This is a genomic window from Streptomyces sp. NPDC056527, assembly GCF_042794475.1.
In the GTDB taxonomy this organism is placed as follows: domain Bacteria; phylum Actinomycetota; class Actinomycetes; order Streptomycetales; family Streptomycetaceae; genus Streptomyces.
This window is the reverse complement of the sequence record NZ_JBHTTQ010000029.1, coordinates 1-26,758: the sequence shown is the minus strand read 5'-3', so window position 1 is coordinate 26,758 and position 26,758 is coordinate 1. Positions and strand designations below refer to the sequence as shown.

General features: G+C 72.4%; 26 protein-coding genes. 13 read left to right on the top strand and 13 right to left on the bottom strand.

Features of this window, described 5'->3' with window-relative positions; all coding sequences use genetic code 11:
• Positions 1 to 70: 70 nt before the first annotated feature.
• Genes cobM through ACFQ7Q_RS16835 form a run of 3 tightly spaced genes read right to left on the bottom strand, consistent with a single transcriptional unit; the run spans position 71 to position 2,235 of the window.
• Complete coding sequence (cobM, locus tag ACFQ7Q_RS16845; protein WP_383555280.1) at positions 71 to 820, bottom strand: precorrin-4 C(11)-methyltransferase; 750 nt, start codon at positions 818 to 820, stop codon at positions 71 to 73.
• The gene (gene cbiE / locus ACFQ7Q_RS16840; RefSeq protein WP_383555277.1) at positions 817 to 2,058 is read right to left on the bottom strand and encodes a precorrin-6y C5,15-methyltransferase (decarboxylating) subunit CbiE; all 1,242 of its coding nucleotides are present in this window, start codon (positions 2,056 to 2,058) and stop codon (positions 817 to 819) included. Before cbiE ends, cobM begins: the two co-directional genes overlap by 4 nt.
• Positions 2,059 to 2,106: 48 nt before the next feature.
• Positions 2,107 to 2,235: a DUF6126 family protein gene (locus tag ACFQ7Q_RS16835; RefSeq protein WP_329118674.1), complete on the bottom strand. Its 129-nt coding sequence runs from the start codon at positions 2,233 to 2,235 to the stop codon at positions 2,107 to 2,109.
• 184 nt (positions 2,236 to 2,419) lie between these two features.
• Between ACFQ7Q_RS16835 and ACFQ7Q_RS16830 the strand changes: the two genes are divergently transcribed.
• From ACFQ7Q_RS16830 to ACFQ7Q_RS16820, 3 genes are all read left to right on the top strand, one after another.
• Positions 2,420 to 3,505: an LLM class flavin-dependent oxidoreductase gene (locus tag ACFQ7Q_RS16830; protein WP_383555274.1), complete on the top strand. Its 1,086-nt coding sequence runs from the start codon at positions 2,420 to 2,422 to the stop codon at positions 3,503 to 3,505.
• A gap of 3 nt (positions 3,506 to 3,508) precedes the next feature.
• Positions 3,509 to 4,135, top strand: coding sequence for an FMN reductase (locus ACFQ7Q_RS16825; RefSeq protein WP_383555272.1), 627 nt, complete (start codon positions 3,509 to 3,511; stop codon positions 4,133 to 4,135).
• 115 nt (positions 4,136 to 4,250) lie between these two features.
• Positions 4,251 to 4,622 (top strand): VOC family protein, encoded by a 372-nt coding sequence (locus ACFQ7Q_RS16820; RefSeq protein ID WP_383555270.1) that lies wholly within the window; start codon positions 4,251 to 4,253, stop codon positions 4,620 to 4,622.
• Positions 4,623 to 4,637: 15 nt separating this feature from the next.
• Here ACFQ7Q_RS16820 and ACFQ7Q_RS16815 read toward each other — a convergent pair whose 3' ends face one another.
• The 7 genes from ACFQ7Q_RS16815 to ACFQ7Q_RS16785 all read right to left on the bottom strand — a co-directional run bounded on the left by ACFQ7Q_RS16815 (position 4,638) and on the right by ACFQ7Q_RS16785 (position 10,637).
• Positions 4,638 to 5,504, bottom strand: a complete 867-nt coding sequence (locus ACFQ7Q_RS16815; RefSeq protein ID WP_383555267.1) for an ABC transporter permease — start codon at positions 5,502 to 5,504, stop codon at positions 4,638 to 4,640.
• Entirely contained in the window at positions 5,501 to 6,520 is a 1,020-nt protein-coding gene (locus ACFQ7Q_RS16810) for an ATP-binding cassette domain-containing protein (RefSeq protein ID WP_383555264.1), read from the bottom strand. The genes ACFQ7Q_RS16815 and ACFQ7Q_RS16810 overlap by 4 nt, the downstream gene beginning before the upstream one ends.
• Before the next feature lie 114 nt (positions 6,521 to 6,634).
• On the bottom strand, positions 6,635 to 7,048 hold the full coding sequence (locus ACFQ7Q_RS16805; protein WP_383555262.1) for a hypothetical protein: 414 nt from the start codon (positions 7,046 to 7,048) through the stop codon (positions 6,635 to 6,637).
• Positions 7,049 to 7,120: 72 nt separating this feature from the next.
• The gene (locus tag ACFQ7Q_RS16800) at positions 7,121 to 7,534 is read right to left on the bottom strand and encodes a RidA family protein (protein WP_383555260.1); all 414 of its coding nucleotides are present in this window, start codon (positions 7,532 to 7,534) and stop codon (positions 7,121 to 7,123) included.
• Positions 7,531 to 8,718: an MFS transporter gene (locus tag ACFQ7Q_RS16795; RefSeq protein WP_383555258.1), complete on the bottom strand. Its 1,188-nt coding sequence runs from the start codon at positions 8,716 to 8,718 to the stop codon at positions 7,531 to 7,533. Before ACFQ7Q_RS16795 ends, ACFQ7Q_RS16800 begins: the two co-directional genes overlap by 4 nt.
• Before the next feature lie 64 nt (positions 8,719 to 8,782).
• The gene (locus ACFQ7Q_RS16790; protein ID WP_383555393.1) at positions 8,783 to 9,256 is read right to left on the bottom strand and encodes an RrF2 family transcriptional regulator; all 474 of its coding nucleotides are present in this window, start codon (positions 9,254 to 9,256) and stop codon (positions 8,783 to 8,785) included.
• 16 nt (positions 9,257 to 9,272) lie between these two features.
• Positions 9,273 to 10,637, bottom strand: a complete 1,365-nt coding sequence (locus tag ACFQ7Q_RS16785) for a PLP-dependent aminotransferase family protein (protein WP_383555255.1) — start codon at positions 10,635 to 10,637, stop codon at positions 9,273 to 9,275.
• A gap of 80 nt (positions 10,638 to 10,717) precedes the next feature.
• Here ACFQ7Q_RS16785 and ACFQ7Q_RS16780 point away from each other — a divergent pair, with 80 nt between their 5' ends.
• The 8 genes from ACFQ7Q_RS16780 to ACFQ7Q_RS16745 all read left to right on the top strand — a co-directional run bounded on the left by ACFQ7Q_RS16780 (position 10,718) and on the right by ACFQ7Q_RS16745 (position 18,501).
• Positions 10,718 to 11,512 (top strand): alpha/beta fold hydrolase, encoded by a 795-nt coding sequence (locus ACFQ7Q_RS16780; RefSeq protein WP_383555253.1) that lies wholly within the window; start codon positions 10,718 to 10,720, stop codon positions 11,510 to 11,512.
• Between the two features lie 88 nt (positions 11,513 to 11,600).
• Positions 11,601 to 12,035, top strand: a complete 435-nt coding sequence (locus ACFQ7Q_RS16775; protein WP_383555250.1) for a hypothetical protein — start codon at positions 11,601 to 11,603, stop codon at positions 12,033 to 12,035.
• Positions 12,032 to 12,472 carry a hypothetical protein gene (locus ACFQ7Q_RS16770; RefSeq protein WP_383555248.1) on the top strand — a complete coding sequence of 147 codons (441 nt, stop codon included), beginning with the start codon at positions 12,032 to 12,034 and terminating at the stop codon, positions 12,470 to 12,472. Before ACFQ7Q_RS16775 ends, ACFQ7Q_RS16770 begins: the two co-directional genes overlap by 4 nt.
• A gap of 4 nt (positions 12,473 to 12,476) precedes the next feature.
• On the top strand, positions 12,477 to 13,484 hold the full coding sequence (locus ACFQ7Q_RS16765; RefSeq protein ID WP_383555246.1) for an endonuclease/exonuclease/phosphatase family protein: 1,008 nt from the start codon (positions 12,477 to 12,479) through the stop codon (positions 13,482 to 13,484).
• Between the two features lie 27 nt (positions 13,485 to 13,511).
• Positions 13,512 to 13,751, top strand: coding sequence for a DUF2630 family protein (locus tag ACFQ7Q_RS16760; protein WP_383555390.1), 240 nt, complete (start codon positions 13,512 to 13,514; stop codon positions 13,749 to 13,751).
• Between the two features lie 60 nt (positions 13,752 to 13,811).
• Positions 13,812 to 15,773, top strand: coding sequence for an FUSC family protein (locus tag ACFQ7Q_RS16755; protein WP_383555244.1), 1,962 nt, complete (start codon positions 13,812 to 13,814; stop codon positions 15,771 to 15,773).
• A 199-nt stretch (positions 15,774 to 15,972) separates the two neighbouring features.
• On the top strand, positions 15,973 to 17,445 hold the full coding sequence (locus tag ACFQ7Q_RS16750; protein ID WP_383555241.1) for an APC family permease: 1,473 nt from the start codon (positions 15,973 to 15,975) through the stop codon (positions 17,443 to 17,445).
• 66 nt (positions 17,446 to 17,511) lie between these two features.
• A complete protein-coding gene (locus ACFQ7Q_RS16745) occupies positions 17,512 to 18,501 on the top strand; it encodes a hypothetical protein (protein WP_383555238.1) in 990 nt (329 codons plus the stop codon).
• Between the two features lie 40 nt (positions 18,502 to 18,541).
• Here the strand turns inward: ACFQ7Q_RS16745 and ACFQ7Q_RS16740 are convergent, their stop codons facing one another.
• Positions 18,542 to 20,608 (bottom strand): PhoX family protein, encoded by a 2,067-nt coding sequence (locus tag ACFQ7Q_RS16740; RefSeq protein WP_383555235.1) that lies wholly within the window; start codon positions 20,606 to 20,608, stop codon positions 18,542 to 18,544.
• Positions 20,609 to 21,062: 454 nt separating this feature from the next.
• Between ACFQ7Q_RS16740 and ACFQ7Q_RS16735 the strand changes: the two genes are divergently transcribed.
• Positions 21,063 to 22,979: a VWA domain-containing protein gene (locus ACFQ7Q_RS16735; RefSeq protein WP_383555233.1), complete on the top strand. Its 1,917-nt coding sequence runs from the start codon at positions 21,063 to 21,065 to the stop codon at positions 22,977 to 22,979.
• Positions 22,980 to 22,994: 15 nt separating this feature from the next.
• Here the strand turns inward: ACFQ7Q_RS16735 and ACFQ7Q_RS16730 are convergent, their stop codons facing one another.
• Both ACFQ7Q_RS16730 and ACFQ7Q_RS16725 read right to left on the bottom strand, forming a co-directional pair.
• Positions 22,995 to 24,317: a sensor histidine kinase gene (locus ACFQ7Q_RS16730; RefSeq protein WP_383555230.1), complete on the bottom strand. Its 1,323-nt coding sequence runs from the start codon at positions 24,315 to 24,317 to the stop codon at positions 22,995 to 22,997.
• A complete protein-coding gene (locus ACFQ7Q_RS16725; protein ID WP_383555227.1) occupies positions 24,314 to 24,967 on the bottom strand; it encodes a response regulator transcription factor in 654 nt (217 codons plus the stop codon). The genes ACFQ7Q_RS16730 and ACFQ7Q_RS16725 overlap by 4 nt, the downstream gene beginning before the upstream one ends.
• 140 nt (positions 24,968 to 25,107) lie before the next feature.
• Between ACFQ7Q_RS16725 and metG the strand changes: the two genes are divergently transcribed.
• Positions 25,108 to 26,715 carry a methionine--tRNA ligase gene (gene metG / locus ACFQ7Q_RS16720; RefSeq protein ID WP_383555224.1) on the top strand — a complete coding sequence of 536 codons (1,608 nt, stop codon included), beginning with the start codon at positions 25,108 to 25,110 and terminating at the stop codon, positions 26,713 to 26,715.
• Positions 26,716 to 26,758: the final 43 nt, after the last annotated feature.

Here is a 26,758-nt window from a genome sequence, read left to right as displayed (position 1 = left end):
GTCGGGTGTCCGGCCCGGGCGCGTCACGGGGGCGTCGGGCCCCATCCGCAGGGCGCCGGGCGGCAGGAGATCAGCAGACGTGCCGCTCCCGCGCCGGGTCGTAGAGGTGGCTGTCGCGGAACTGCGAGGCCGCCAGCGTGCGGCCGACCAGGATCACGGCCGTCTTGGTGATGCCGGCCTCCTTCAGCTGCGCCGCGATGTCCTCCAGGGTGCCCCGCAGCACGATCTCGTCCGGGCGGCTCGCCATCGCCACGACCGCGGCCGGGCAGTCGGCGCCGTAGTGGGGCAGCAGTTCGGACACGACCCGGTCGACGTAGCGGGCGGCCAGGTGCAGGACCAGCAGGGCGCCGCTGCGGCCGAGCGTGGCGAGGTCCTCGCCCTCGGGCATGGGCGTGGCCTGCTGGGCGATACGGGTGAGGATGACGGTCTGGCCCACGGTCGGGACGGTGAGCTCCCGCTTGAGCGCCGCGGCGGCCGCCGCGAACGCCGGGACGCCCGGCACGACCTCGTACGGGATGTCCAGCGCGTCGAGCCGGCGCATCTGCTCGGCCACGGCGCTGAAGACGGACGGGTCGCCGGAGTGCAGCCGGGCCACGTCCTGTCCGGCCTCGTGGGCGCGGACGATCTCGGCCACGATCTGGTCCAGGTCCAGGTCCGCCGTGTCGACCAGCCGCGCGTCCGGCGGGCACTCGGCGAGCAGCTCGCGCGGGACGAGCGAACCCGCGTACAGGCAGACGCCGCAGGCGGCGAGGGTGCGGGCGCCCCGCACCGTGATCAGGTCGGCCGCGCCCGGGCCCGCGCCGATGAAGTAGACGGTCATGCTCCAACTCCTGCTTTCGTTACGGACCACTGCGTGACCGGCATCGCCTGGCGCCAGCCGGTGAAGCCGCCCACCGGGACGGCCTGGGCGACGGCGAGCCGGACCAGCTCCCCGCCGTACCGGCGGTAGCGCTCGGCCAGCAGCGCCTCGGACTCCAGGGTCACCGTGTTGGCGACCAGCCGGCCGCCGGCCGGGAGCGCGTCCCAGCAGGCGTCGAGCAGGCCGGGGGCGGTCAGACCGCCGCCGATGAAGACGGCGTCGGGGGTGGGGAGGCCGGCGAGTCCGTCGGGGGCGGCCGCGGTGACGACCCGCAGCGTGGGGACGCCGAGGGAGGTGGCGTTGCGCGCGATCCGGGCGGCCCGCTCGGGGTCCTTCTCGACGGCGATCGCCCGGCAGGAGCGGTCGGCGCGCATCCACTCGATGCCGATGGAGCCGGAGCCGCCGCCGATGTCCCAGAGCAGTTCGCCGGGGGCGGGGGCGAGGGCCGCGAGGGTGGCCGCGCGGACGTACCGCTTGGTGAGCTGTCCGTCGTGTTCGTACGCCTCGTCCGGCAGGCCGGGTACGGCGCCGAGGCGCGGCGCGTCGGGCGCCCGTACGCAGTCGAGGGCGAGGACGTTGAGGGCGTCGAGCCGATCGTCGTCGGACCAGGTGTCGGCGGTGCCGTCGACGAGCCGCTCATGGGGCCCGCCGAGCTGTTCGAGCACCCGCATCCGGCTGCCGCCGTACCCCTTCTCCCGCAGCAGGGCGGCGACCAGTGCCGGGGTGTGGCGGCTCTCGCTGAGGACCAGGAGCCGGACTCCGTCGTGGAGGGAGGCGGTGAGGGAGGCGAGCGGCCGGCCGACCAGGGAGACGGTCTCGACGGCCTCCAGGGGCCAGCCGAGGCGGGCGCAGGCGTACGAGACGGAGGACGGGTGCGGCAGGACGTGGAGCCGGTCGGCGCCGACGGTCTCGGCGAGGGTGCGGCCGATGCCGTAGAACGTCGGATCGCCGCTGGCGAGGACCGCGATCCTGCGTCCCTCGTGGGCGGCGAGCAGTCCGGGGACGGCGGGGCGCAGCGGGGAGGGCCAGGTGACGCGCTCGCCGGGGCACTCCGCGGTGTGCAGCAGGTGGAGCTGGCGGGGGCCGCCGATCAGGACCTCGGCGGCGCGCAGGGTCCGGCGGGCGTTCTCGGGGAGGCCGTCCCAGCCGTCCGCGCCGATTCCGACGACCGATATCGCGTGCGGGGGAACGGTGCTCACGTGGGCGAACTCTACGGGAGGGCCCGTTCGCCCTCCTCGTGACCGTGGTTACTTCTGGGCGTTCTGCCCCACGTAGAAGAGCAGCCAGACGAAGCCCGCGAACGCGTGCGTGGCGAAGACGTACACGAAGACGCGCAGCAGGACGCCGCGCTCCTTCCAGCGCTCGTAGTCGGACATGCCCACCAGAGTACGGGCCGGAGTAGGGGCGCCCCGGCAGCTCCTGGTTAAACGGATAGCTATCCGGTACGGTGAGGGCAATGAGAGAGACCCCACGGAATACAGGGCCCGGGCAGACGGTTGAGCATGATGGTTTAAGGTTCAACCAATAGCCCCAGAGGCGCCCCAGCGAGAGGTGAGCACGATGCAGTTCGGGATCTTCACCGTCGGCGACGTGACGACCGACCCCACCACCGGCCGCACGCCGACCGAGCACGAGCGGATCAAGAACACGGTCGCCATCGCGCTCAAGGCGGAGGAGGTCGGCCTCGACGTCTTCGCGACCGGCGAGCACCACAACCCGCCGTTCGTACCGTCCTCCCCGACGACCCTGCTCGGGCACATCGCCGCCCGGACCGAGAACCTGATCCTGTCCACGTCCACGACGCTCATCACCACCAACGACCCGGTGAAGATCGCCGAGGACTACGCCACCCTCCAGCACCTCGCCGACGGCCGCGTCGACCTGATGATGGGCCGCGGCAACACCGGCCCGGTCTACCCGTGGTTCGGCCAGGACATCCGCCAGGGCATCCCGCTCGCCATCGAGAACTACGCGCTCCTCCACAAGCTGTGGAGGGAGGACGTCGTCGACTGGGAGGGGAAGTTCCGCAGCGCGCTGCAGGGCTTCACGTCCACCCCGCGCCCGCTGGACGGCGTACCGCCGTTCGTCTGGCACGGCTCCATCCGCTCCCCCGAGATCGCCGAGCAGGCCGCGTACTACGGCGACGGCTTCTTCGCCAACCACATCTTCTGGCCCAAGCAGCACACCGAGAAGATGATCCGGCTCTACCGGCAGCGGTACGCGCACTACGGCCACGGCACCCCCGAGCAGGCGATCGTCGGCCTCGGCGGACAGGTCTTCATGCGCAAGAACTCCCAGGACGCCGTACGGGAGTTCCGCCCGTACTTCGACAACGCGCCGGTCTACGGCCACGGTCCGTCCCTGGAGGAGTTCAGCCGTGAGACGCCGCTGACGGTCGGCTCCCCGCAGGAGGTCATCGACCGCACGCTCTCCTTCCGCGAGTACGTCGGCGACTACCAGCGCCAGCTGTTCCTGGTCGACCACGCGGGCCTGCCGCTGAAGACGGTCCTGGAGCAGCTCGACATCCTCGGCGAGGAGGTCGTCCCGGTGCTCCGCAAGGAGTTCGCCAACCTGCGGCCGGCCGACGTCCCGGCGACCGCCCCGCTCCACCCCGCCGTCACCCGCACCCCGTCCCAGGAGGCGTAAGTCATGCAGACCCTGAAGCTGGTCGCCGTGTCCGCCGGGCTGAGCGCCCCGTCCTCGACGAGGCTGCTCGCCGACCGGCTCGCCAAGGCGGCCCAGGAGCGGCTCACCGAGCAGGAGTACGTGGTCGAGGTCAGGGTCGTCGAGCTGCGCGACCACGCCGTCGACATCGCGAAGAACTTCGTGACGGGCTTCCCCTCGGCCCAGCTCCAGGAGGCGATCGACGCGGTGACGGGGGCGGACGGGGTCATCGCGGTGACCCCCGTGTTCACCGCCTCGTACAGCGGTCTGTTCAAGTCCTTCTTCGACCTGATCGACCCGGAGGCGCTGACCGGCAAGCCGGTGCTGATCGGCGCGACCGGCGGCACCGCCCGCCACTCCCTCGTGCTCGACCACGCGATGCGACCGCTCTTCTCCTATCTGCGGGCGCTGGTCGTCCCGACGGCCGTGTACGCGGCCTCGGAGGACTGGGGTTCGGGCGGCGACGAGTACACCGACGGGCTGCCGTCGCGGATCGCCCGGGCCGGGCACGACCTCGCCGACCTGGTGGCGGCGCGGGGCCCGGCGGGGGAGGCGGACGACGACGAGGTCGTGCCGTTCGAGCGCCAACTCGCCGACCTGCGGCTCGACTGATCGCCGCCACTCGCGGCCCCCGTCGGCCCGACTCGAAAGGTGCGCCACCGCAAGCGGTTCACGGTGGGTGACGCCAGATCATGCGCCCGGGACGAACCGGGCGCATGATGCCTTCATGGACATCAAGCTCGAACTGATCGGCGTGCCCGTCACCGACATCGACCGGGCCAAGGCCTTCTACGAGCAGGTGGGCTTCCACGCCGATCACGACATCCCCGTCAACGACGACATCCGCTTCATCCAGATGACCCCGCCGGGATCGGCGTGCTCGATCACCTTCGGCAAGGGCATCACCACGATGGCCCCGGGCTCCCTCGACAACATGCAGGTCGTCGTCACCGACATCGAGGAGGCGCATGCCGACCTCAGCGCGCGGGGCATCGAGGTCAGCGAGATCGACGACCAACCCTGGGGCTCGTTCGTCTACTTCGCCGACCCGGACGGCAACCGGTGGGCGGTCCAGCAGAAGACTCCGCGGGACAGGTGACCGCTCGCGCCGGCGCTACTTGCGGTTGTAGAGCCGCATCGTGATCGCTCCGAAGACGATCACGAACAGCGCGGACCAACCGAGTGACCAGGCGATGTCCGCCGCCGGCCAGTTCCCGGCCATCAACTCGCGTACGGCCGTCGCCAGATGCGTCACCGGGCTGTTGTTCACGAAGGCCTGCAGCCAGCCCGGCATCGTGCTCGGATCGACGAAGACGTTGGACAGGAAGGTCAGCGGGAAGATCACCATCATGCTGACGCCCATGACCGACTTCTCGCTGCGCAGCATCAGACCGAACATGGTCCAGATCCACGAGAACGCGAACGAGAACACCAGCAGCAGCGCGACCCCGAGCAGGACGCCGGCGAGGCCGCCGTCCGGCCGGTAGCCGATGATCATGCCGACGGTGAGCATGACCGCGGAGGCGATCAGGTACCGCACGACGTCGCCCAGCAGATAGCCGACCATCGGCGCGGGCCGCCAGATCGGCAGCGTACGGAAGCGGTCGAAGACGCCCTTCTCGATGTCGGTGTTGACCGAGACGCCGGTGTACATCGTGATCATCACGACGCTCATCACGAGGATGCCGGGCAGCAGGAACTGGATGTACGCCGAGACCGAGCCGGCCAGCGCGCCTCCGAAGAGGTACGTGTACATCAGCACCATCATGATCGGGAACGCCGTCACGTCGAACAGCTGCTCCGGCACGTGCTTGATCTTCAGCATGGCCCGCCAGCCGAAGGTCATCGAGGCGGAGAGCGCGCTGGGGCGCGGCGGACGGGACTGCCCCACGAGCAGCGCCGCGAGTTCGTCCGCCTTCGGGGCGACGAAGTCGAGGGAGTCGGTGGTCTGCGCGTCCTTGCCGGTGGTGACGGTGGTCATGCCGTCGGTCCCTTCCGGTCGGTGTCGGTTCCTTCGGTTCCGTCGGCGCCGGTCGGGTCCGCGGGCCGGTCCGTCAGCGCCAGGAACACCTCGTCGAGACTGGGCTGGCCGAGCCCGAAGTTGTCGACCGTGATCCCGGCCCGCGCCAGCTCCGCCAGCGCCCGCGCGGCCTGCTCGGCGGCGCCGAGGTCGGTGCCGTGACCGTTGACCGTGGCGGTGAGCGCGACCGGGTCGGCTTCGAGCTGCACGGAGGCCTTCAGGGCGCTCCGGAGGATCCGCTCGGCCTCCTGGCGCTGCTCGGGATCCCGGAGCCGTACATGCACCGAACCCGAGCCGACGGAGGCCTTCAGCTCGCCCTTCGTGCCCTCGGCGATCACCTTCCCGTGGTCGATGACGGCGATACGGGCGGCCAGCTGGTCCGCCTCGTCCAGGTACTGGGTGGTGAGCAGCACGGTGGTGCCCTGGGCGACGACGGCGCGGACGATGTCCCAGACCTGGTTGCGGCTGCGCGGGTCGAGGCCGGTGGTCGGCTCGTCGAGGAAGAGCAGGTCGGGGGTGTTGAGGATGGACGCGGCGATGTCGATACGGCGCCGCATGCCGCCCGAGTAGTTCTTGATCTGCTTGTCGGCGGCGTCGGCGAGCCCGAACGCGGCGAGCAGCTGCGCGGAGCGGTCGCGGGCGGCGGGCCGGGTGTGCCCGAGGAGCCTGCCGAGCAGGACGAGGTTCTCGGTGCCGGTCAGGTCCTCGTCGACGGACGCGTACTGACCGGTGAGACTGACCCGGCCGCGCACGGTGTCGGCGTCCTTGACGACGTCCTTGCCGAAGACGCGGGCGCGGCCCCCGTCGGGGCGGAGGAGGGTGGCGAGCATCTTGACGGCGGTGGTCTTGCCGGCACCGTTGGGTCCGAGGACGCCGTAGACGGTGCCGGCGGGAACGCGCAGATCGATGCCGTCGACGGCCCGGTTCGCGCCGAAGACCTTGACCAGGCCCTCGGTCTCGATGGCGAGGTCGGTCATGCGCTGTCCTCCCGGCTCCCGGCGTCGGTACCGCTTCAACCAGTCTCCGACGGGTCCGCCCGGGATGCCAGGGGGAGGACGGGGGATCGTACGTACGGGTGGGGTCGACGGGACCTACGAGGCCGTGCGGGCCGGGGGCCGGGCGGGCGTGTCCTCGTGTGTGTAGAACCAGTAGAACGCGGTGCCGCCCATGCAGGCCGCCACCACCAGCGCCAGGATCACCGTCGACAGCACGCTCGTGTCGGACAGGCTGACCAGGAACCCCATCGCGACGCCCGCCAACGCCGCCCATGCGGCGGCCCGCAGCTCGCGCGGCAGTGCGCGACCGCCGCGGCGCAGTGCGTACGTCGCCCCGGCGAGGACGATCGCGGAGACGAAGCCGAGCAGGACCTGTCCCCAGGTGATCGCTCCGCCGTCGCGCTGGAGGAAGGCCGCGTAGAAGCCGTAGATGACGCCCAGCGTCACAGGCAGGCCCAGACCGTGGGTACTCATGGGCTGTCGGGTCGGCACCGCTGCGTGTGCGGCCATGGCAGGAGCTCCTTCACTCTCGCCCCCTCCATCCTCAAGGGCACACCCGAAGCCCCTGCCCCCGCAACTGGATCAGTCCGCCGGTCGCACCGCGACCGCGTCGATCTCGAAGAGCATCCCGGGCAGCGCCAGGGACGCGACCCCGCTGAGAGTCTGCGCGGGCAGCCGGTCGCCGAAGGCCCCGTGCAGCGCCTTGCCCAGCACCTCCAGCTTCGCGAGGTCGTGGTCGACGATGTACGAGCCGAGCCGCACGACGTGCTCGAAGCCGAGCCCGGCGCCCTCCAGCGCGAGCCGGAGGTTGGTGAAGGACAGCTCGACCTGGGCGGCGAAGTCCCCGGGGACGGGGGAGCCGGTCGCGTCGGAGGCGTACTGGCCGCCGATGAAGACCGGTTCGCCGGGGGCGGAGACGGCGTGGCTGTAACCGAAGGGGGACGGGTCGTGGAGCGTCGCCGGGTTGGTGATCGTGCGCTGGTCGGTGCCGGTCATGAGGTGTGCTTCCTTCCGGGGAGTACGACCGCCGGGCAGGCGGCCAGGGTGAGCGCGGCGCCCGTGCAGAGCACCGCGACGAGCGTGGTCGCGTCGAGGAGTAGCCCGCCGAGGAGGGCGCCGAGCGCGATCGAGAGGCAGAAGACGCCGGCGTAGAGGCCGGTCGCCGTCTCCACGTCCTCGGGTGCGGCGGCCATGAACCAGGACTGCAGCCCGACGGAGACCCCGCCGTAGGCGAGCCCCCACAGGAGCAGCAGCGCGGCGCCGGCCGGGGTCGTGCCACCGGTGACGGCGAGCGCGAGGAGCGCGGCGGTCAGTCCGGCGGACAGGACGGCGAGGGTACGGCGGGGGGAGCGGCCGGCCGCGGGGCCGACGAGGAAGTTCCCCGCCACGCCCGCGAGTCCGTACCCGAGGAGGAGCACGCCGACGAGCCCCTCGGAGACATGGACGTGCTCGGCGAGCACGGGCCGTACGAAGGAGTACGCGAGGAAGTGGCCGGTCACGAGGAGGAGGGTGAGGAGCAGCCCGGCGCGGACGCGCGCGTTGTCGCGCGGCAGCCGCAGCAGCCTCCCGAACCGGCCGCCGGGTCCGGGAGCGCTCCGCCCGCCCGGCAGGCGCGGCAGCAGCGCCACGAGAGCCCCCGTCGCCACCACCGCCATCACCCCCACTGCGGCGAACGCCCCACGCCAGCCGGTCCATTCCGCCGCCGTGGTGGCCACCGGGACGCCGAGCACCGAGGCGGCCGAGACCCCACCGAAGATCACGGCGGTGGCCCGGCCGATGTCGGGGGCGGGGACGAGCCGGGGTGCCAGGCCGCCCGCGAGGGCCCAGAAGCCGCCGATGGAGACGCCGAGCAGGACCCGGGCTCCGAGGACGACCGCGAAGTGTCCGGCGGCCGCGGTGGCGAGGTTCGCGGCGGCGACGAGTGCCATCAGGACGACGAGCGTCGCGCGCCGGTCGGCCCCGGCCGCCCGAAGGGCGATCAGCGGGGCGGAGACCGCGGCCACCAGACCCGGGACGGTCACCATCAGGCCCGCCGTGCCGGCGGACACGTCCAGCTCGGCCGCGACCGGGGTGAGCAGACCGACCGGCAGCAGCTCCGCCGTCATGACGGTGAAGATGCCGAGCGTGACCGCTCCGACCCGGGCCCACGCCCCTTCCGTCTTAACCTGGATATCCAACATCCAGAATAACCCCCTTGAAAAGCCCTCCCGGCCGGGAGGGCGCCTCGAACGAACCGATGCGGACTCAGGCGTTGGCGAACCAGTGGCGGATACGGTCCGGGGCCGCGGGCGCCTGGAGCTCCGCCCGCTCCCGTACGTCGTCCAGGGTGCGGGCCGCCAGCTCCCGCCTCCAGGCCAGCTCCGCCGCGCCCATCGCACCGGCGATGGCGCACTCGGCCGCGTAACTCCCGGCCGGTCCGGCACCGGGCCCCTGCTGCCGGATCTCGGAGCAGCGGAACGCTTCCTCCGGGCCCTCGATCGCCGTGACGACGTCCATGAGGGTGATCCGGTCGAGCGGCCGCGCCAGCCGGAAGCCGCCCTTGGGGCCGGAGACCGAGCTGACGATCCCGGCCCGGGAGAGGGCCTGGAGCTGCTTGTTGAGGTAGGCGGCGGGCAGCTCGTGGTACGCCGCGAGCCGCGCTGCCGTGACCGCCCGGTCCGGCCCGATCCAGGCCAGATTGAGGCAGCTGTGCAGCGCCCATTCGACGCCCTCGTTCATCCTCATGTTCTGGATATTAGATGTCCAGGATCTCGGATGCAAGCGCGGCGAGCCGCCGCAGCGCGTCGTCCAGGACCTCAAGCGCCGGCGAGGCGAGCCCCACCCGGACGGCGTCCGCCGCCCCGGAGCCCGCCCCCGGACCCGCCGTCCGCCCGCTCACCGCGAAATCCGGGCCCGGGGTCAGCGCGATGCCCCGCTCCGCCGCCGCGGCCACGAAGGTCTCCGCCCGCCACGGCTCCGGCAGCTCCCACCAGCAGTAGTACGCGTGCGGCGCCGTACGGATCTCGTACGCCCCCAGGTGCCGCCGCACCAGCGCGTGCCGCGCCGCCGCGTCCGCGCGCTTCGCCGCGCCGACCTCCGCCACGGTCCCGTCCGCCGCCCACCGGGTCGCCGCCGCGAGCGCCAGACCCCCCGCCGTCCACGCGCCCGAGCGCAGCGCCCCGGCGAGCTCCTCCACCCGGCCCTCCGGCGCGACGAGATGGCCGACGGTCAGCCCGGGCGCGAGCCGCTTGGACAGGCTGTCCACGAGGACCACCCGCTCCGGGGCATGGGCGGCGAGCGGCGCCGGGGCGTCCGGCTCCAGGAACGCCCACGTGGTGTCCTCGATCGCGAAGAGCCCCGACTCCCGCAGGACGCCCGCCAGTTCGGCCCGCCGCCCCGAACCAGCCGTCAGGGACAGCGGGTTGTGCAACGTCGGCTGGACGTACACGGCCGAGAGCGGACCCGCGCGGTGGGCCGCCGCCAGCGCGTCGGGCCGCATCCCCTCCTCGTCGAGCCCGATCGGCACGAGCCGTACCCCGAGCCGCTCCGCCACCGCCTTGACCAGCGGATACGTCAGCGCCTCGACACCCAGCGCACCGCCCGGCGGTACGAGCGCGGAGACCGCCGCCGCGATGGCCTGGCGGCCGTTGCCCGCGAAGAGCACCCGGTCGGGGTCCGGCTCCCAGCCCGCCCGCGCGAGGACCCGCACCGCCGCCGCCCTCGCCTCCGGCGTCCCCGCGGCCGCCGCCGGGCGGCTCGTCGCCTCGGCCAGCACATCGGGGCGCGCCAGGGCGGTCAACGCACGCGCCATCAGCTCCGACTGCCCGTCCGCCACCGGATAGTTGAGCTGGAGATCGACCGGCGCCCGTCCGGTCGCCTCCGCGAGCGCGAGCGCGGCACCGGGCGGCGGCGGGGCCGCCCGGACGAACGTGCCCCGGCCCACCTCGCCGACGACCAGGCCGCGGCGCGCCAGCTCCCCGTACACGCGGATCGCGGTGGAGTTGGCGATCCGCTGCCGACGGGCGAAGACCCTCTGCGGCGGCAGTCGGTCACCGGGCCGCAGCCACCCGTCCGCGATCCGCTCCGCCACCCGGTCGGCGATCCTGCGGTACTCGTCCATCAGAGCGGCTCCCTCCCTCTTTGCACCGAGAGCAAAGGATCTCATTGCACCGAGGTAAGGGCTCTGCCTAGCCTCGGGCCATGCCCTCCGCAGAGATCAACGGACTCACGATCGGCTACGAGGACCGGGGTACCGGCCCCGCGCTCGTCCTGGTCCACGGCCATCCCTTCGACCGCACCATGTGGCAGCCCCAGATCGACCGCTTCTCGGCCACGCACCGGGTCGTCGCCCCCGACCTGCGCGGCTACGGAGCGACCACCGTCGTCCCCGGCACCACCCCGCTCTCCGCCTTCGCCGAGGACCTCGCCGCGCTCCTCGACCACCTCGGCATCGAGGAGTTCGTCCTCGGCGGGCTCTCCATGGGCGGCCAGATCGTCATGGAGTGCCACCGCCTCTTCCCCGACCGCATCCGCGGCCTCGTCCTCGCCGACACCTTCCCCTCCGCCGAGACCGAGGAAGGGAAGGCAGGCCGCCGCGCACTCGCCGACCGGCTGGTCCGGGAGGGCATGAAGGGGTACGCCGACGAGGTCCTCGACCGGATGGTCGCGCCGTACAACACCCATGCCCGGCCCCACGTCCACCGGATGATGTGCGCCACCGACCCCGAGGGCGCGGCGGCGGCGCTGCGCGGCCGTGCCGAGCGCCCCGACTACGACGACGTGCTCCGCGCCGTCTCCGTACCCGCCCTGGTGGTCGTGGGCCGCGACGACGCGTACACCCCGGTGGCGGACGCGGAGGCGATGCACGCCCTGCTTCCCGACTCCACGCTCGTCGTCGTCGAACGGGCCGCGCACATGCCGAACCTGGAGCGCCCCGACGAGTTCGACGCGGCGCTCGCCGCGTTCCTCGACACCGTCCGAGCCCGGCCGCGGTGAGCGGACGGCCGTGTGAGCCCGGCCCTCCGCTCACCCGATCGGCGCATCTGAACGATCGCTTCCAGGGCAACGGCCGGACGATGAGCCCATGAGCCAGAACACCGCACCCCGTCCGCCGCACGCCGCTTCCGGCGGTACGGCGGCCTCCAGCGGCACCCTGTTCGCGGGTGTCCTCATGGTGGTCATCGGCATCCTGGACATCCTCCAGGGCATCGCGGCCATCGCCGAGGACGACGTCTACGCCCGCGTCGGCGACTACGTCTTCAAGTGGGATCTCACCAGCTGGGGCTGGGTCCACCTCATCCTCGGCATCCTCGTCGGCCTCGCGGGCGCAGGCATTCTCAAGGGATCCGAGTGGGGACGGATGGGCGGCATCACCCTGGCCTCCCTCAACGTCGTCGCCCAGTTCCTCTTCCTGCCGTATCACCCCTGGTGGGCGCTCTTCTCGATGGCCGTCTCGATCTTCGTGATCTGGGCCCTGGCCACGGACGACACCTCCTTCCGGAAGAGCGGCGTGGCGTGATCCGCGGCCGCGCCCTCGTCTCCACCGCCGCCCTCCTCGCCCTGGCCGTGTCGGGCACGACCGGCTGCACCGAGGAGAGCCAGCAGGCGGCGGAGGACATCGTGTCCTCCGCCACGGCGGCCGCCGCCTCGGCGGCCCAGGAGAAGATGAACCAGGTCAAGGACGGAGTGAACGCCACCGGCGAGGTGAAGGCCGGCCCGACCAAGGTCGACGGCGACCGGACCACGGCCGAGATCACCGCCACCAACCCGCTCGACAAGAACGCCGACTACACGATCATGGTCAACTTCCGTGACGACGCCGGCAATCTGCTCGACGCCGTCGTCCTGAACATCGACGCCGTCGAGCCGGGGAAGTCCAAGACCGGGACGGCGCGCAGCAATCGCACACTCTCGGGGGAGACGACGGCGGAGATCCAGCAGGCGCTGCGACACTGAGGGCGTGACCTCCGTCCGTACCGCCGTCGCGCCCCTCCCTCCCCCCGTACGGCCCCGACGGCGCCTCGCCGCCTGGGCCTCGGGGCTGTTGGTCGCCGTGCCGAGCGTGGTGGTCGGATGCCGGCTCATCGGCGTCGACGCGGTCACCCCCGTACCGCAGTTGCTGTCGTTCCTGCCCTGGCTGGCCCTCCCGGCCGGTCTCGCGCTGCTGCCGGCGCTGCTCGCTCGGCGGCGGCTGCTCGCGGGCTGGGCGGTGCTCGTCCTCGCGGCGACCTGCTGGTTCGTCCTGCCGTACGGCCCGGACACCACCACCGCCCACGGTCCCGTCGTCGAACGCCTCCGGGTGCTCGCCGCCAACGTCGAGTTCGGCCAGGGGACGGAGGCGCTGGTCGAGACGGTGCGCCGGGAGCGGCCGCAGCTCGTGTACGTCTCCGAGTGCGACCGTCTCTGTGTCCGCACCCTCACCGCCGCCGTCGGCCCCGACCTCCCCCACCGGGCGGTCGTGGACGGCCAGGGCTCGACGGGATCGGTCGTCCTCAGCGCGTACCCGCTGACCGCGCAGCCCCCGATCCCGGCCGTGATGGGGATGCCGGGCGCCACCGCGCGGATCGGCGGCCGGACCGTACAGCTCCGGCTCGCCCACCCGCTGCCGCCCATCCCCCGCCAGGTCGACGCGTGGAAGCGGGAACTGGGACGGGTCGCGGACTTCGCCGCCGCGCAGCGCGACGGCGGGCCGGTGATCCTCGCCGGCGACTTCAACGCCTCGCAGGACCACGCCGCCTTCCGCTCCGTCCTGGACGCCGGCCGGCTCCACGACGCAGCCCGGCTCGCGGGCGCCGCCCGGACCCCGACCTGGCCGCGGGAGGGACAGGGGCCGCTGCCGCCGTACGTCCAGATCGACCATGTGCTGGTCAGCGACGACTTCCGGGTGCGCGGGGTGCGCTTCCTCGACCTCGCGGGGTCGGACCACCGGGCCGTGCTCGCCGAGCTCGACCTGCACGCGGGCCGCTGATCGGCCACGCTGGATTACATGGACCGGATGTACGACGACGAGCAGATCCTGGCGAACATCGGCGCCCTCGTCGAGGAGGAGCGGGCCCTGCGGCAGCGGGTCGGCGGGCTGCTCGACGAGGAGCGGACCCGGCTCACCGAGCTGGAGGTGCAACTGGACCAGTGCTGGGACCTGCTGCGCCAGCGGCGAGCGAAGGCGGAATTCGGCGAGGACCCGGACACGGCAGCCCTCCGCCCGGCCGCGGAGGTGGAAAGCTACCGCAGCTGAAACCCCCTGGGGCGGTGCCCACGACGGGGGGTGGCAGGCTCCGCGCCGTAAGTTGGTCGCATGGCGCGTACCCCCCGGCTCACCCCGCCCCCCTGGCTCACCGCCGGGCTACGACCCGGCCCTGCGCCCATCCCCTGGGCCGCCGTCGCCCGCGCATCCGTCGCCCTCGCCGCGCCCCTCGCCGTCGGCTTCGCGATCGACGAGCCCGTCTACGGAGCCCTCGTCTCCATGGGCGCCCTCTCCGGCGTCATCGGCGACACCGCCGACGCGTACCGGATGCGGTTCTACAACATCGCCGTCCCCCAGCTCTTCGGCGCACTCGGCGTCACCCTCGGCACCCTCGTCTTCGACCAGGGCTGGCTCGCCGTCATCGTCCTGACCCTCGTCGCGCTCGTCTCCGGGATGATCTCCTCGATCGGCGCCGTCGCCTCCGTCTCCGGCCTGCTGCTCCTCCTCAACGCCGTCGTCGGCGCCGGCCTGCCCATGCCCGAGCCCTGGTGGAAGGCGCCCCTGCTGCTCACCCTCGGCGGGGTCGTGGTCCTGTTCCTCACCCTGCTCGGCTGGCCACTGCGCGGCGGCATCCCGGAGCGATCCGCGGTGGCCGGCACGTACCGGGCCGTCGCCGACGTCCTCGAAGCCGCCGGCTCGGAGACGTACGAGGAGAAGCGCCAGGCCGTCACCACCTCCCTCAACCAGTCCTACGACCTCGTCCTCGCCCGCCGCACCCGCTTCCACGGCCGCGCGCCCACCCTCGTCCGGCTGCTCGCGCAGCTCAACGTGGTGATCCCGCTGGTCGAGGCCGCCCCGGCCGCGCACTTCGCGGCCCGGCGGTTCCACCGGCCGCTGCCCCCCGAGATCCCGGCCGCCGTGCGCGGGCTGGCCGACGCGATCGAGGTGGGCGGCCGCACCGGCACCCCCGTGCTCGACCTCCCGGAGGCCGAACGCCCGTCCGAGAAGGCGGTGGACCAGGCACTGCGCCACGCGGCGACCGTCGTCCACGAAGCGGAACCGAACCCCTTCAACGTCGACGACCGCCTCGGACGCCCCGCCGCCCTGCGCGTGCGGGTGCGCCGCACGGCCCGCTCCGTGATGTTCTCCGAGGCGTCCTGGCGGTACGGGCTACGGCTCGCGCTCTGCATCGGCCTCGCCCAGGCGCTGGTCTCGCTCATCGACGTACCCCGCTCCTACTGGGTCGCCCTCACCGTCACGTTCGTCCTGAAGCCGGACTTCGGCTCCGTCTTCTCCCGCGCCGTGCTGCGCGCCGCCGGAACCGCGGTCGGGCTCGTCACCGCCGCCCTCGTCTTCGCCGAGGTCCCGCGCGGCTGGTGGTACGTCCCGATCATGCTGGTGCTCGCCGGACTGATCCCCGCCTTCTCCGCCAAGGGGTACGCCTTCCAGACCGCGGCGATCACCCCCGTCATCCTGCTGCTCTCCGACCTCCTCAACCACCAGGGCTTCGACCTCGTGCTCCCCCGGCTGTGGGACTCGCTCGTCGGTTGCGCGATCGCGCTGGTCGCCGGCTATCTGCTCTGGCCCGAGTCCTGGCACAGCCGGATCGGCGACCGGCTCGCGGACGCCGTCGCCGACTCCGCGGCCTATGTGAACCGCGCGTTCTGTGCGCCCGAGCAGGCGGACCAGGCCGCCCGGATCCGGGCCAGGCGCAGGCTCTACCGCGACCTGTCGGCCGTACGCTCCGAGTTCCAGCGCGCCCTGACCGAACCCCCGCCGACCGGCACCGTCGCCTCCGCCTGGTGGCCGCTGGTCGTCGCCGTGGAACGGATCGTCGACGCGACGACCGCCGCCCGGGTCCGCGTCAACCACGGCGCACCCGCCCCCGCCCCGGCGGAAGTGGAAGAAGTGGAACAGCAGTTGCGGGAGCTCGCCGACGGACTGCGCAGCAGCGCCGTCCTGGTGGAGGTACGGACGGAGCTGCACGGCGACGAGGAGGGGGTGCTCGCCCCGCTGCGCCAAGAGGTGAGCGCGGCCCGGGCCATCGCCACTCCCCGGCGCGAGACGGACTAAACACCCGACGCGGGGCGTACGGATGCCCTTACCGGCGGTCACTGAACGGAACCCTCCATACCGCCGTTACCGGAATCCACAGGTGCGACTACGATGCGCTCGATTCACCTTGATCCGTGCTCGTTCCGGCGAACAAGTGACCCGGCGACACGGTCACTTCGTCCTGCGCCACCCCCACGTGCCCCCAAGGACATCCGCCATGCGCACCACCACCGGCAGAGGCCTCCAGCCCAATGTCCTCGGGACGTTCGACACGATCGTCATGGCCGTCGCGGGCAGCGCCCCCGCCTACTCGCTGGCCGCCACCACCGCCGTCCTCTTCGGCGCGGTCGGCCTCGCCGGACCGGCGGCGCTCCTCTACTGCGCCATACCGATGCTGGGCATCGTCCTCGCCTACTCCCGCCTCGGCCGCATCGACGTCAACGCGGGCGCCGGCTACTCCTGGGTGGGACGCACCCTCCACCCCTTCCTCGGCTTCCTCTCCGGCTGGGCCCTGGTCGTCTCCGCGACCGTCTTCATGGTCGCCGGCTCGCTTCCCGCCGGCGCGATGACGCTCTCCCTGATCGATCCGGACCTCGCCGACGACACCCCGCTGGCCGCCGCCGTCGGCGCCGGCTGGTTCCTGATGATGCTGCTCGTGGTCCTGGGCGGCGCCCGGCTCACCGTACGGGCCCAACTCCTCATGTCGGGCGTCGAGATGCTGATCCTCGTCGTCTTCGTCGGCGCGGTCGTCCTGCACCGCGGCCACGCCACCGCCTTCGACTGGTCCTGGTTCGGCTTCGAGCACTTCGACGGCCCGGCCGGCTTCGCCTCGGGCGCGCTGATCGCCGCGTTCTACTACTGGGGCTGGGACGTCACCAGCAACCTCAGCGAGGAGACCCGCGACAGCCGCCGCACCGCCGGGCTCGCCGCCCTCGTCGGCGTCGGCGTCGTCTTCCTGCTCTTCGAGGCGTTCACCGTCTCGGTCAACGTGCTGCTCAGCGCGGGCCGGATCGAATCCGCCGGGGCGAACGTCCTGGCCGTCCTCGGCCAGGAGATCTGGCCCGGCGTCGGCGGAAAGCTGCTGATCATGGCGGTGCTGCTGTCCACCGTCGCCACCCTGGAGACCACCCTCATCCAGGTGACCCGCTCGCTGTTCGCGATGGGCCGCGACCGCACGATGCCGGCCGCGCTCGGCACCGTCCACCGCCGCTGGAACACCCCATGGGTGGCGATCGCCGCCGTCGGGGTCGCGGCGCTGGTGATGTTCGGCGCGGCCGCGGCCGCCGGTTCCATGGCGTCGATCCTCCGCGACGCGGTCTCCGCGATCGGCCTCCAGATCGCGTTCTACTACGGCCTCGCGGGCATCGCCGCGGTCGTCGCGTACAAGGGGATGCTGCTGACCTCCGTACGCAACTTCCTCGTCGGCGGCGCCTGGCCGCTCCTCGGCTCCGCGTTCATGCTGTGGGCGTTCGTGGAGTCGCTGGGGGAGCTGTCCACGACCTCCCTGACCATCGGCCTCGGCGGACTGCTCGCCGGGGTCGTCCCGATGCTCGTGTACTGGCGGAAGGGGAGCGCGTACTACCGTCCGGCCCGACTCGACGCGGCGCGCGCGCTGGCGGCGGCGGACCCGTTCGGCCCGACGAGGCCGCGGGCGCGGCGGGCGGACGAGAGCTTGGCGACGGACTTCTGACGCGGGACTCCCGCTGGTCACTGAACTACTAGTCACTGAACTACTGGTTTCCGAGGGAGGACCCGGATGGCCGCTCTCCGCCGACCGTCGCGCTCGTCGCGCTCGGCACGCTTCACGCCCGACCTCGATCCGGACTTCGGGGACCGTGCGCTCACCGAGGCGCGCCACGACATGGTCATCGGGCGCTGGCAGGGCGTACGGGACCTGCTGCGGGCGACGGGCGAGGACTGGCCGCGCCGGACGCACCGGCTGCGGCTCCTGGCGCACGCCGCCGCGGGGAGCTCGACGGTCGAGGCATGGCGGGCGGCCGAGCCGGACAGTCCGGACGCGGCGGTGCTGCGGGCCGCGACCGAAGTGGTCCGGGTCTTCGACACGGCCATCGCGGCCGGCCGGGGCAGCGTCGTGGACCGGGGACGGCTCGACTCGACGGTCGACTCCTGCCTCGGCGCGGCGCAGGCGGCGCCCGCGGACCCGATGCCCTGGGTGTCGCTGCTGTCGGTGGCGCGGCTCTACGACGGCGGAGTGCAGCGGCGCGAACTACGGCAGTGGTTCGACGAGTTGCGGCGGAGGGACCCGTACAACACGGAGGGTCACGCGCAGCTGCTGCGCTACTGGTCGGCGCGGTGGCACGGCACGCACGGCGCGATGTACGACTTCGCGCGGGACGCGGCGGGTGTGGCGCCGCCGGGCTCGCCGCTGCCGATCCTGGTCCAGGTGGCGCGGGTGGAGGAGTACCGCTACATCGCGGACGGTGCGCTCGGCCGGGGCCCGGTGCGCGGCTTCGACCAGCACTGGAAGCACGAGCTGGCGGTGACGGAGCTCCGGCGGACACACGCCCGCTGGATCGGCGGCCGGGAACCGGGCCGCCCGGTGGCACCGGAGGAGGTACCCGACCTCAACTACCTGGCACACGCGGCGTGTTACGCGGGCCAGGTGGAGGTGGCACGGGAGGTGCTCGGGATGCTCGGGGCGCGGGCGTCGTGGGTGCCGTGGTCGTACACCGGGGATCCGGAGGAGCAGTTCGTACGGTTCAGGGAGGGCCTGGGGGTGGTGTGAGGGGCGGTGCCACGCCCCCCACACCACGTTCTCGGCCGGCTCAGACGCCGATGTCACCGCCGTCCTTGCGCCAGACGGCGACGACGGACGGGCGGACGATCTTGCCGGGTCCGTCGGGCCACTCCGACTTCGGGTTCTCGACGGAGGCGCCGTCGATCTCGCCCGGGTGCTGGACGGCGACCACGACGCGGCGGTCCTGGATGATCGGGCCGCAGGTCTCGGCGCCCTTCGGGACCGTCAGGAACTGCTTGAGCTCACCTCGGCGCTCGCCCTTCGTGGCGACACCGAAGAGTCCGTCGTGCGAGCCGAGCTGGTTGCCGTCGGTGGAGATCCACAGGTTGCCGTGCGGGTCGAAGGCGACGTTGTCCGGGCAGGAGATGGGGGAGACCTTCTCCTTGGGGAAGCCCGCGAAGTACGTGGCCGGGTCGTTCGGGTCGCCGGCGACGAGGAAGAGACGCCAGGCGAAACCGTCGGAGGACGGGTCGTCCCAGTGCTCGGCGAGCTCCAGGATCTGGCCGTGCTTGTTGAGGTTGCGCGGGTTGGCCTCGTCCGCACCGGCCTTGCCGGCCTTGCCGCGGTCGGAGTTGTTGGTGAGCGCGACGTAGACGCGGCCGGAGCGCGGGGACGGCTCGACGTCCTCGGGGCGGTCCATCTTCGTGGCGCCGACCTTGTCACCGGCGAGCCGGGTGAAGACGTACACCTCCTCGGCGGTCATGCCGGGCACGTGGGAGACGTCTCCGGTGGCGAGCGGGATCCACTGACCGCTGCCGTCGAACTCACCGTCGTTGGGCAGCTTGCCCGTGCCGTCGATCTCGGCGGCCGGGCTGTCGCCGGTCAGCTTGGCGACGTAGAGGGTGCCCTCGTCGAGCAGCGTGAGGTTGTGCTCGCGGGCGGCGCGGGAGCCGCCCTTCTTCATCCGCTTCGACGAGACGAACTTGTAGAAGTAGTCGAACCGCTCGTCGTCGCCCATGTAGACGACCGGGCGGCCGTCCTCGGTGAGGCGGGGCTGCGCGGCCTCGTGCTTGAAACGGCCCAGCGCGGTGCGCTTCTTCGGCGTGGAGTCGGGGTCGTACGGGTCGAGCTCGACGACCCAGCCCTGACGGTGGACCTCGTTCGGCTCCTGCTTGAGGTCGAAGCGCTTGTCGAACCGCTCCCACTTGCGCTCGGAGGCGCCGGTGCCGATGCCGTAGCGCTTGTCGGTGGCGCTGGATCCGTTGGCGAAGTACTGGTTGAAGTTCTCCTCGCCGTGGAGGGTGGTGCCCCACGGGGTCGTGCCGCCGGCGCAGTTGTTGAGGGTGCCGAGCACCTTGCGGCCGGACGGGTCGACGGAGGTCTTCAGCAGCGCGGAGCCGGCGGCCGGGCCGGTCAGCTCGAACTCGCTGGTGGTGTGGAGACGGCGGTTGAGCGGGTGCCGGCTGACCGGCGTGAGCTTGCCGGAGCGGTGCTCCTCCTGGACCACGACGACGGAGAGACCGTGGGCGGCCCAGGCGATCTCGACCTGCTCGCGGGTCGGGTTGGCGGCGTCGTAACCCTTGAACATCAGGATTTCGTCGGTGTACTCGTGGTTCGCGACGAGGACCTGGCGGTTGTGCTCGCCGCGGAGCGGGAGCAGGCTCAGGAAGTCGTTGTTGTAGCCGAACTGACCGGCCTGCGCCTTGGCGGTCTGCTTGTCGGCGTCGAAGGCCGGGGCACCGCGGAGGATCGGCTCGCCCCAGCGGATGACGACGTTCTGCTCGTAACCGGCGGGGACCGTGACCTTGTCGGCGGTGTTGGGCGCGACGGGCGCGAAGCGCAGGCCACGGGCGCCGTCGGTGGGCTTGCCGGGCTTGTGCCCGTATCCCTGGCCGTCGGCCGGAGCGGCGACGGCGGGGGCGCTGCCCGAACCGACCACGGCACCGCCGGCGGCGGCCGCGACGGTGACGACGGCGGCGGCGCGGATCATCGAACGGCGGGAGTAGGCGCCGGCTATGACATCGCCGACGTACTCGTTGTCGCTGGTGTTGGGCACCTCGTGGAAGCAGGCGTCACCACAGCGGAACCGACAGGTGAGGGCGGAACGGCCGCCTCCGTGCGGGTTGGTGCTCAGCAGCGGCAGCAGTTTGCGCACTTGGTCCTCCTCCGGCGCGTACCGCGCCGCCCCTTGGTCCCGACATGGTGTCGGGATTCCATCCGCGGTGACGTTATGTGTGCACATCTGCACGGGGGCGGCGCCGGAGTGAACGTCGGATGAATGCGGGGGAACCGGGGGCGGTTGGGGGCGGAGGCGGGGCGGATCAGGGGCGCGGGTGAGGGGGAGCGGGAACGGCCCGGGGCACCCGGGGGCGCCTGGGGCCATGGGTGGAGCGGGTTGGGGCGCGGGCCTGGCGGGCGGGCCCGCGGGGCGGCTCACGGGCCCGCGTGGCGGGCGTCCGGAGGCCACTTGGGGCACCGTTTGTGGGTCCGCTTGGGGCGCCGATGGCGACACACCAGGGGCCGCTAACCTTACGTGTCCGCCCTGGCCAGGGATGATTCCTCCCAGTACGGACATTCATCGCACCCAACTCATGCGAAAGGCCTCGCCCATGGGCATTCGGAGCTTGCTGCGCAAGGTGTTCGGACGCGACCGTGCGGACCAGCACGACGAAACTCCGGCAACCTCCGTCCCGCCCCAGGCGGACCGCGCGACGTCTGACGAGCCGGTATCGGTGACGCTGCCGTCGCCGGCGGACGGGGAGCGGACGGCCGCGGAGCCGGAGCGGGCGCGGGCGTCGACGCCGTCAGCCCCCCGCCCGAAGGAGTCGGCGGCCCAGCGCGCGGCGGACGACCTCGTGGCGGCGGCCTTCGACAACCCGAAGGTCCCGGGAGCGAGGTCGGCGGAGCCGGAGGCGACGGAGCCGGTCGCGACGGAGCCGGTCACGACGGAGCCGGTCACGGCCGAGGTGGAGCCGGAGGCGACGGAGCCGGTCGCGGCTGAGGCGGTTGTGGCCGAGGCGGAGAAGCCGGAGGCGACCGAGCCGGCAGCGGCTGAGGCCGAGGCTGAGGCGACCGTAACAGCGGTGGCCGAGGCCGAGGTGGAGCCGGAGGTGGTGGCCGAGGCGGAGAAGTCGAAGGCGACCGAGCCGGTCACGGCTGAGGCGGAGCCGGAGGCAGTAGCGGCCGAGGCAGAGACGGAGGTCGTGGCCGAGGCGGAGCCGAAGGCGACCGAGGCGGCAGCGGCTGAGGCTGAGGCGGTAGCGACGGAGCCGAAGACGGTTGCCGCCGACGCCGAGCCGGAGGCAGTCGCGGCGGAGCCCGAGGCGGAGCCTCAGGTGCCCGCCACGGCGGTGGCCGAGCCGGAGGCGGAAGCGCTCGCTGCGGACGCTGCCGAGGCCGAAGCGAAGGCCGAGACGGCCGAGCCCGCGGCGGAGCCCGAGGCGCCCACGACGGAGGCCGCCGAGGCGGAGCCGTCGACCGCGGCAGAGCCGACCGCCGAGGTCGCGGTCGAGGCCGAGCCGCTCGCGACGGAAGCCGTCGACGAGACGGCGTCGGCGGACGACGCCGAGGCAACCACGGCGCAGGAAACGGCCGAGCCCGAGGCTGAGGCACAGAACGACACCGACACCGAGGCCGACGCGGCCGAGCCGCAGGCTCAGGACGCGCTCGTCGCGGCTGCCGCAGACGACGCTCCCGTCGAGACCGCGCCGGAGGCGGAGTTCGAGTCGGACGCGTCCGCCGACGCCGCCGCCCCCGAGCCGGAGGCCGTACTCGTCGCGGACGAGACCGCCCCCGAGCCGGAGGCCGTCGCGGACACCGAGCCCGCGGAGGCTCCGGTCTCCGAATCCCCCGCGCCGAAGGAGCAGGCCGCCCCCGCCACCTCCCTCGCCGAGGTCAAGGCCGACGCCCCCCACCTCGTCGACGCCTACAAGGCCGCCGGGGCCGTGCTCAAGAAGCAGGGGCTCGCCGGGGCGCGGGCCGCCGTGTACCTCGTCGTCGACCGGTCCGGCTCGATGCGCGGGTACTTCAAGGACGGCTCCGTGCAGCGCATCGCCGAACAGACCGTCGCCCTCGCCGCCCACCTCGACGAGGACGCCACCGTCACCACGGTCTTCTTCTCGACCGACATCGACGGCACCGCAGAGCTCCGCCCCCAGGGCCTCGAGGGCCGCATCGACGAGATCAACGCGGGCCTCGGCCGCCTGGGCCGTACGAACTACCACCGCGCCGTCGAAGAGGTCCTCGCCCACCACGAGAAGGCCGACCCGACCCGACCCGCGTTCGTCGTCTTCCAGACCGACGGCGCCCCCGAGTCGAAGACCGCCGCCACCCAGGCCCTCGCCGAGGCCGCCGACCGCCCGATCCACTGGCAGTTCGTGGCCTGGGGCGAGGAGGACAACAAGGCCTTCGACTACCTGCGTAAGCTCACCGCCCCTCGCACCGGCCACTTCCTCGCCGGCGCGACCCCGTCCGAGACCGCGCACTCCGCGTTCTACGGCGGGCTGCTCGCCGACTGGCAGATCTAGCAGGGGCGCGACGCCTCAGTGCCCGGTGGTGACGGTGACGGGCAACGTCACCGTCACCACCAGGCCCCCGCCCTCCTCCGCGCCCCGCGCCACGGCCTCCACCGTCCCCCCGTGCGCCGCCGCGATCGACCGCACGATCGACAGGCCGAGCCCCGCCCCGGGCCCCATCCGGTCGCGCCCCTCCCCTCGCCGGAAGGGCTCGAAGAGCCCCGGCACCTCGTCGGCCGCCACCACGGGCCCGGTGTTGACGACGGTCACCACGCCTGCCCGGACGGACACCTCCACCGACCCGTCGGGCACGTTGTACGCGACCGCGTTCGCGACGAGATTCCGTACGAGCTGCCCGAGCAGCACCCGGTTCCCGCGCACGACCCCGCCCCCAGAGGCCACGGCGACACCGCCCGAGGCGCCCCCAGCGGCACCACCCGCGACACCACCCCCGGCACCCCCCTCAGAAGCCACGGCCGCGCCCCGCGCGAAAGCACCCGCGGCGGGCCCCGAAAGCGCCACTCCACCCTCGCCCACGACACCGACCTCCGCCGTCGCCTCCGCCCACGACACCGCCCCCGCCGTCGCCCCGGCCCTCAACCCCACCCCGTACGTCTCGCACTCCTCCTCGACGACCTCCCCCAGCCGTACGTCCTCCCGCGCCTCAAGACCCCGCTCGCTCCGGGCCAGGAGCAGCAGCCCCTCGATGAGCCGCTCGCTGCGGCGGTTGCTGTCCAGCAGGACCTGCTTGACCTCGGAGGAGTCGTCCAGCCCGACCTGGATCGCGGTGCGCTGCGTGGCGAGCGGGGTCCGCAGCTCGTGCGAGGCGTTCGCGATGAACCGCCGCTGGCTGTCGAACGCCGCCTCCAGACGCCCCAGCAGCGCGTCGATCGTGTCGCCGAGCTCCTTCAGCTCGTCGTCGGGCCCGACTGCCGCGATCCTCCCCCAGGCTCCGTCCGGCGGGACCCCCACGTGCAGGTTCCGCTCCGAGAGCCGCCGTGCCCGCGCGGTCATCTCGTGGACCGGCCGCAGCATCCGCCCGGCGGTCCACCAGCCCACGACGACCGCGCCGAAGGCCATGACGACCAGGGCGAGGCAGGACCACATGAGCCACTGCTCGCCCGCCGCCCGGCTGACGTCGTCGCTCAGCCGGTACGCGGTGACCGTCTCGAACGGCGCCACCACCCGGACCCGCGCGGCGATCGCCTCCGCCTCCCCGTCCGTACCGGCCCGGGACAGCAGGTTGACGACCGCCAGCAGGCAGCCGCCGAGGACGACGAACACTCCCCCGTACACGAGCGCGATCCGGGTACGGATCGTGGATCCCGCTCCGAGGAGGCCGGCGCTCACAGCGCGTACCCCACGCCCTGCACCGTCCGGATCAGCGCGGGCTCGCCGAGCTTCGCGCGCAGCTTGCTCATGCAGACCCGTACCGCTCCCGTGAAGGGGTCGGTGTGCGCGTCCCAGGCGCGTTCCAGGAGCTCCTCGGCGGAGACCGTGGCGCCGTCCGCCTCCAGCAGGACCTGCAGCACGGAGAACTCCTTCGGGGAGAGGTCGAGCGCGCGGCCGTCCCTGGTCACGGTCCGCCGCACGGTGTCCATGGCGACCCCCGCCCGTTCCAGCTGCGGCGGTACGGGACGGGCGCTGCGCCGTCGCAGCGCGCGCACGCGGGACACCAGCTCGGGGAATTCGAAGGGCTTGCCGAGGTAGTCGTCGGCGCCGAGGTCGAGCCCCTCGACACGGTCCTCGGTCGAGGCGGAGGCGGTCAGCATCAGGATCCGGGTCCGGGCGGCCTGGGCGACGAGCCGGCGGGCGACGTCGTCGCCGTGGACGCGGGGCAGGTCGCGATCGAGGACGACGACGTCGTAGTCGTGCAGGCCCAGGTAGGCGAGGGCGGCGTCGCCGCTGTAGACGGTGTCGACGGCGAAGCCGGCCCGCCGCAGTCCGGTGGCGACGAGCTCGGCGAGGACCTCCTCGTCCTCGGCGACAAGTACGCGCATGATCTCTTCCTCGCTGCCGGTGGCCACGGCTCTTTCTACGGGGGCCAACGTTTCGGAAAGGTCTCCACGCTCCCGCGCCCCGTCCCACCCCTCGGTTATCGATGTGAGTGGATCTTGAACTGCCCGTTAGGATTTCGACCATGGCGGCCACTGGATCCGAGAAGCAGGGGGCGAAGGCGTTCTACGTCTCGACCCCCATCTACTACGTCAACGACGCTCCTCACCTGGGCCACGCCTACACGACCGTCGCAGGCGACGTGCTCACGCGCTGGCACCGTCAGCGCGGCGAGAAGGTGTGGTACCTCACCGGCACGGACGAGCACGGTCAGAAGATCATGCGCACGGCCGAGGCGAACAACGTCACGCCCCAGGCCTGGTGCGACAAGCTCGTCGAGGAGGCGTGGAAGCCCCTCTGGGAGCACCTGAACATCGCGAACGACGACTTCATCCGGACGACGGAGAAGCGGCACACGGACCGTGTGCAGGAGTTCGTGCAGGACCTGTACGACAAGGGCGAGATCTACAAGGGCGGGTACGAAGGCCCGTACTGCGTGGGCTGTGAGGAGTACAAGCTCCCGGGCGATCTCATCGAGGCCGAGGACGGCACGAAGCTGTGCGCCGTCCACAAGAAGCCGGTGGAGATCCTCAAGGAGGAGAACTACTTCTTCAAGCTGAGCGAGTACGGCCCGAAGCTGATCGAGTTCTACGAGTCGAACCCGGGCTTCATCCAGCCGGAGTCGGCCCGCAACGAGGTGCTGAACTTCGTCAAGCAGGGCCTTGAGGACCTCTCGATCTCGCGCTCGACGTTCGACTGGGGCGTGCCGGTCCCGTGGGACGACAAGCACGTGATCTACGTGTGGATCGACGCGCTGCTGAACTACGCGACGGCGGTCGGCTACAACGAGAACCCGGAGAAGTTCAACGAGACCTTCCCGGCCAACGTCCACCTCATCGGCAAGGACATCCTGCGCTTCCACGCGATCATCTGGCCGGCGATGCTGATGGCCCAGGGCCTGCCGGTTCCGGGCCGCGTGGCCGCGAACGGCTGGCTGATGGTCGGCGGCGAGAAGATGTCGAAGTCGAACCTGACGGGCATCAAGCCGCAGGACCTGACCTCGCACTTCGGCGTGGACGCGTACCGCTGGTACTTCCTGCGCGCGATCGCGTTCGGCCAGGACGGCTCGTTCTCCTGGGAGGACTTCACCGCCCGCTACACGAGCGAGCTGGCGAACGACTACGGCAACCTGGCGTCCCGGGTCGCGGCGATGGTCGGCAAGTACTTCGACGGCGCCCTGCCGGCCGCGACGGCCGACGGCGACGCGGAGAAGGCGATCCACGAGGGCCTGGCGAAGGCCGTCGCGACGGCCGACCAGAAGATCGGCGAGGAGCTGGACTTCCAGGGCGGCATCCTGGCGATCTTCGACTTCGTGAAGCAGGTCAACGGCTACATCACGGAGCAGGAGCCGTGGAAGGTCGCGAAGGACGAGTCGGAGACGGGCCGCGCCCGCCTGGCGACGATCCTGTACACGGCGGCCGAGTCGCTGCGCGGCGTCGCGGTCCTGCTGAACGCGATCATGCCGGAGACCTCCCAGAAGCTCTGGGACTCCCTGGGCGCGGAAGCGACCCTGGGCGCCCTGTCCACCCAGCCGGTCCAGTCGGCGGGCGACTGGGGCCGACTCCCGGCGGGCACGACGGTGACGAAGGGCGCGGTGCTCTTCCCGCGCCTGGAGGAGCCGAAGAAGGACTGACCCTCCTCCCGTACACACGGCCGTGGCCGCCGCCCCTTCCGGG

Coding starts and splice junctions, on each gene's coding strand:
- cobM (WP_383555280.1), bottom strand. CDS start 820: ATGACCGTCTACTTCATCGGCGCGGGCCCGGGCGCGGCCGACCTGATC.
- ACFQ7Q_RS16835 (WP_329118674.1), bottom strand. CDS start 2,235: ATGTCCGACTACGAGCGCTGGAAGGAGCGCGGCGTCCTGCTGCGCGTC.
- ACFQ7Q_RS16830 (WP_383555274.1), top strand. CDS start 2,420: ATGCAGTTCGGGATCTTCACCGTCGGCGACGTGACGACCGACCCCACC.
- ACFQ7Q_RS16825 (WP_383555272.1), top strand. CDS start 3,509: ATGCAGACCCTGAAGCTGGTCGCCGTGTCCGCCGGGCTGAGCGCCCCG.
- ACFQ7Q_RS16820 (WP_383555270.1), top strand. CDS start 4,251: ATGGACATCAAGCTCGAACTGATCGGCGTGCCCGTCACCGACATCGAC.
- ACFQ7Q_RS16815 (WP_383555267.1), bottom strand. CDS start 5,504: ATGACCACCGTCACCACCGGCAAGGACGCGCAGACCACCGACTCCCTC.
- ACFQ7Q_RS16810 (WP_383555264.1), bottom strand. CDS start 6,520: ATGACCGACCTCGCCATCGAGACCGAGGGCCTGGTCAAGGTCTTCGGC.
- ACFQ7Q_RS16805 (WP_383555262.1), bottom strand. CDS start 7,048: ATGGCCGCACACGCAGCGGTGCCGACCCGACAGCCCATGAGTACCCAC.
- ACFQ7Q_RS16800 (WP_383555260.1), bottom strand. CDS start 7,534: ATGACCGGCACCGACCAGCGCACGATCACCAACCCGGCGACGCTCCAC.
- ACFQ7Q_RS16795 (WP_383555258.1), bottom strand. CDS start 8,718: ATGTTGGATATCCAGGTTAAGACGGAAGGGGCGTGGGCCCGGGTCGGA.
- ACFQ7Q_RS16790 (WP_383555393.1), bottom strand. CDS start 9,256: ATGAACGAGGGCGTCGAATGGGCGCTGCACAGCTGCCTCAATCTGGCC.
- ACFQ7Q_RS16785 (WP_383555255.1), bottom strand. CDS start 10,637: ATGGACGAGTACCGCAGGATCGCCGACCGGGTGGCGGAGCGGATCGCG.
- ACFQ7Q_RS16780 (WP_383555253.1), top strand. CDS start 10,718: ATGCCCTCCGCAGAGATCAACGGACTCACGATCGGCTACGAGGACCGG.
- ACFQ7Q_RS16775 (WP_383555250.1), top strand. CDS start 11,601: ATGAGCCAGAACACCGCACCCCGTCCGCCGCACGCCGCTTCCGGCGGT.
- ACFQ7Q_RS16760 (WP_383555390.1), top strand. CDS start 13,512: ATGTACGACGACGAGCAGATCCTGGCGAACATCGGCGCCCTCGTCGAG.
- ACFQ7Q_RS16755 (WP_383555244.1), top strand. CDS start 13,812: ATGGCGCGTACCCCCCGGCTCACCCCGCCCCCCTGGCTCACCGCCGGG.
- ACFQ7Q_RS16750 (WP_383555241.1), top strand. CDS start 15,973: ATGCGCACCACCACCGGCAGAGGCCTCCAGCCCAATGTCCTCGGGACG.
- ACFQ7Q_RS16745 (WP_383555238.1), top strand. CDS start 17,512: ATGGCCGCTCTCCGCCGACCGTCGCGCTCGTCGCGCTCGGCACGCTTC.
- ACFQ7Q_RS16735 (WP_383555233.1), top strand. CDS start 21,063: ATGGGCATTCGGAGCTTGCTGCGCAAGGTGTTCGGACGCGACCGTGCG.
- ACFQ7Q_RS16725 (WP_383555227.1), bottom strand. CDS start 24,967: ATGCGCGTACTTGTCGCCGAGGACGAGGAGGTCCTCGCCGAGCTCGTC.
- metG (WP_383555224.1), top strand. CDS start 25,108: ATGGCGGCCACTGGATCCGAGAAGCAGGGGGCGAAGGCGTTCTACGTC.